This window comes from Legionella sp. km772, from assembly GCF_003989735.1.
GTDB lineage: Bacteria > Pseudomonadota > Gammaproteobacteria > Legionellales > Legionellaceae > Legionella.
The window spans coordinates 1-3,803 of sequence record NZ_RZGQ01000235.1; the positions used below are offsets into that span (position 1 = coordinate 1).

Below are 3,803 nucleotides of genomic sequence, written 5' to 3' on the forward strand. Positions count from 1 at the left end.
AGATAAAAACTCATTTAAATCACTTTGCTATTAAGTACAAATTGATTCTTAGAGCGAACCAGATTGCTTGGCAGGAGCTTAAAAATATGGCAGCTTAAAATTGACCGTGCGTAACATGAGTCACTAAGCGCTTGCATGATTTCCTCAGGCGTATTCATGACAAAAGGCCCATGGCGCACAATGGGTTCTCGCAACTTTCGTGCGGCAATTAAGAGACATTGGCTGGTTAAATCTGCGTGCAGAGTAAGTAGAGTCCCGGGGCTCAGTACTGCAAGATGCTTAGCCTCCACCGTTTCGCCGGCAATCTTTATCTGTCCAGATACCACCAAAAGAATAGCTTGATAATCTTCCGGCATCTGTTGGCTAAAAACCGCCTCTTTGGGGAGAGAAATATCAAAAAATAAAGGCTTAGTTGCAATATCTTTTATCGGTGAAGTCGTACCCTTATCAGTAGCACCGGCAATCACTTTAACAACCGCCCCAGAAGCTAATGTTTCCCTAGGAAGCTCGTCATTAAGCATCTCTTGGTAACGGGCTGGGCGCATTTTTTCGGCAGCAGGCAGATTCAACCACAACTGCAGTCCTTGTAAGCGCTCATGTTGTGTAGAAGGCATCTCCGAATGAACAATTCCTCTTCCCGCGGTCATCCATTGCACATCACCAGCACCAATCACCCCTTTATGACCTTTATTGTCTTCATGAGTAATACTGCCGTGCAAGAGGTAGGTAATGGTTTCAAAACCGCGATGAGGGTGGGAGGGGAAGCCTGCCATATAATCCAAGATATCTGTACTATCAAAATAATCCAACAGCAAAATAGGTTCGAGGGCATTATCCCGCTCAGCACCAACATAACGATGCAATTTTACCCCTGCTCCTTCGCGGATTAAACTCCCTGCAACCTGATATTCTACCCTCACTTGACTCATATCCAGCTCCTAATTAAAAAGTTCTTGCTCTTGCTAGAGTATAGGGTAAAAACCTTCTTTAACCGATCTCATCTTTGCACCCTTATGATACAATTGGCATTTATGCTATTTAACCTTAGAGGAAAAAGCATGCGCGCTTATAAACTAGCCTTATTTATCTTAAGTTTGTTGATAACCCCAGCCTTAGCTCATGCGGAAACCTTACTAAAGGATAACCAAGGAAATGAGCTTAGTCTTTCCAATTTAAAGGGAAAGTGGGTTTATATAAATTATTGGGCCAGTTGGTGTCCAACCTGTCTGGAGGAGATTCCTGAGTTTAATCGTTTTTATGAGCACCATAAAAAACAAAAGACAGTGGCTTTATACGCGGTAAATTTCGATGGCCTCCCGCAGGCCGAGCAACATTCCTTGATAAAACGCTTTAATATTCAGTATCCAAGCCTCTTAGAAGACCCTTGCGCCCAATTGCATTTAGGCGATATTAGGGGCATACCGGTAACCTTCATTTTTAACCCCAAAGGGGAGCTGGTGGAAACCTTATATGGAGGCCAAACCGCAGAAACTCTTAATCAGGTCATCGAAAGGGGCTAAAGAACTAAGCCCCTTCATCATTTTAAGCAATTAACAACTGGTTTGAGTTTTAGAGCTTGGCGTGCAACATTTCATTTTTACAGCGTCGTATATTTGCCCTCGAGCACAAGATTTGGCTGATTGAGTTGCTGGACCTGGAACGGCCGCATTTAAGCTAAAGGTTGAAAAGAAAAAAAGCGTAGCGAGGCATTTTGCTAATTTCATTTGATATTCCTTATTCATTTAGGGTTGGACCCTCTATAAGTTTAGTTTTTGTTGTTCTCTTGTCAAACTAGTTGCTTATAAAATGTTGTTGCTGCATCCTTTATTTAGCTTGAACCTTGAAACAAACGTTGCTTTTGCTCGGCCGAAATTTTAATTTTTAATAACCATTCTCCTTCATTATTAATAGCTTCCGATAACACTGAACCTAATTGATATAATTGGGCCCGTAATTTGGCTTGGGTAGCTTTTAATATCACCTCTTCAACGAGGACTGTACCGTGTAATTGCGCGGCTATGGTCTCTTTGAGAATATCGATACCTAAATGGGCTGAAGCGGAAACCCAGACTTTGCAGGCACCTTCATTCATCTCCACTTTGGCCTCCCAGCCTTCTTGCAAATCAATTTTATTGAATACTTGAATAATCGGTATGTCATTAACCCCTAATTCATCCAACACTCTTTGTACAGCAGTAACGGTATCCCGCCAGTTGGGGTCAGAAATATCAATGACGTGCAATAACAAATCTGCTTCTTGGGTTTCTTCTAAAGTCGCGCGAAAAGCCTCAACCAATTGATGGGGTAAATCACGGATAAAGCCTACCGTATCCGCTAAAATAGCATCTGCGGAACCCGGTAAATCTAATTTGCGCATAGTAGGGTCTAAAGTCGCAAATAATTGATCGGCGACATAAATTTGTTCACCAGTTAGGGTATTAAATAAAGTCGATTTACCGGCATTGGTATAACCTACTAAAGAAACTGTAGGCAAGGCTGCTTTACGACGGGCTTGCCGGTTTTGATCACGGCTACAGCGCACCTTTTCCAGACGTTTATTAATCGAACGGATACGTTCACGTAAGAGACGTCGATCAGTTTCCAATTGCGTCTCCCCTGGGCCGCGCAAGCCAATGCCCCCTTTTTGGCGCTCTAAGTGGGTCCAGCCTCGGATAAGGCGGGTGGAAAGATGTTGCAATTGGGCTAACTCTACTTGCAGTTTGCCTTCAAAGGTACGCGCCCGTTGGGCAAAAATATCTAAAATCAAGCCACTTCTATCCACCACCCGGCATTCGAACAATTGCTCCAAATTACGTTCTTGGGAAGGAGATAATTCATGATTAATGAGGACTAACTCCGCATCAAGCGTTTTGACTAAGTGGCTAATTTCTTCGGCTTTTCCTTTTCCTAGATAATATTTGGCATCTGGCGTCGCTCGCGCCCCTAAAACACAATCTAGAATTTCGGCATCCGCCGATAAAGCCAGCTCAATAAATTCCGACAAGGCTTTATCGGCATCGATGCCAGGCAAAGCCAATTGGACAAGAATAGCACGTTCACCACCGTCAGGACGATCAAGCACAACAATTCCTCTACTAAGATCTATTATTGATGCCAAAGAAGGTTTATTGCTTGCTTACGCTCAATAAACCTGCCTGGCTTATCAATCAAGGATTAAACGCCTAGTCTGCCACAGATCCCTGGCCGTCACCAGAGGCATCATCGCTAGGAATTTTGACCATGCGTGAGGGTACAACTGTAGAAATAGCATGTTTATAAACCATTTGGGTAATTGAATTTTTCAACATCACGACATATTGGTCAAAAGACTCTACCACCCCGTGGAGTTTAATTCCGTTCACGAGAAATACTGAAACAGGAACTTTTTCTTTTCTTAATTCATTTAAAAAGGGATCTTGTAACAAATGATTTTTGGACATTGCCCACTCCTTGTTATTATTTTATTTTACAGGCAAAACCGGATGTACAATACAGTTCTCGACACCCTCTAATAAAACTTTAGTCTAGTTTCATGACAATTTGTGGTAATTCAGGTAATATATTTTGCGACTGTTCAAAGGATGTTCTTGAGTTTGGAGAAAAGCCTGATTTAATCATCAACTATTATTTTTTCCTCGCTGCAAAGTGAACGGTTATTGCATTTAATTTTAAAATGACCACGCAAGTTAGCTAGGTCCGGGGATCTGGAACAAAATTCAGGAAAAATAAGAGCTATTCCCGGTTTGTTAGTTCATTCACCTTACTCTCAGAATGGCTTATCCACAAGTCCATAGGCCAGGAGA

Annotated in this window: 5 protein-coding genes; 1 reads left to right on the plus strand and 4 read right to left on the minus strand. The window is 42.3% G+C overall.

Going from position 1 to position 3,803, the window contains the following annotated elements:
* Positions 1-14: 14 nt before the first annotated feature.
* A complete protein-coding gene (locus tag ELY15_RS14355) occupies positions 15-929 on the minus strand; it encodes a pirin family protein (protein ID WP_127101219.1) in 915 nt (304 codons plus the stop codon).
* 129 nt (positions 930-1,058) lie between these two features.
* On the opposite strand from ELY15_RS14355, the gene ELY15_RS14360 reads away from it, so the two are divergent.
* On the plus strand, positions 1,059-1,520 hold the full coding sequence (locus tag ELY15_RS14360; protein WP_127101221.1) for a TlpA disulfide reductase family protein: 462 nt from the start codon (positions 1,059-1,061) through the stop codon (positions 1,518-1,520).
* A gap of 30 nt (positions 1,521-1,550) precedes the next feature.
* Here the strand turns inward: ELY15_RS14360 and ELY15_RS16270 are convergent, their stop codons facing one another.
* The 3 genes from ELY15_RS16270 to hfq all read right to left on the minus strand — a co-directional run bounded on the left by ELY15_RS16270 (position 1,551) and on the right by hfq (position 3,440).
* Positions 1,551-1,724 (minus strand): hypothetical protein, encoded by a 174-nt coding sequence (locus ELY15_RS16270; RefSeq protein WP_158617507.1) that lies wholly within the window; start codon positions 1,722-1,724, stop codon positions 1,551-1,553.
* A gap of 104 nt (positions 1,725-1,828) precedes the next feature.
* Positions 1,829-3,082, minus strand: a complete 1,254-nt coding sequence (hflX, locus tag ELY15_RS14365; RefSeq protein ID WP_127101223.1) for a ribosome rescue GTPase HflX — start codon at positions 3,080-3,082, stop codon at positions 1,829-1,831.
* A 100-nt stretch (positions 3,083-3,182) separates the two neighbouring features.
* Positions 3,183-3,440, minus strand: a complete 258-nt coding sequence (gene hfq, locus ELY15_RS14370; protein WP_127101225.1) for an RNA chaperone Hfq — start codon at positions 3,438-3,440, stop codon at positions 3,183-3,185.
* Between the last annotated feature and the right edge of the window lie 363 nt (positions 3,441-3,803).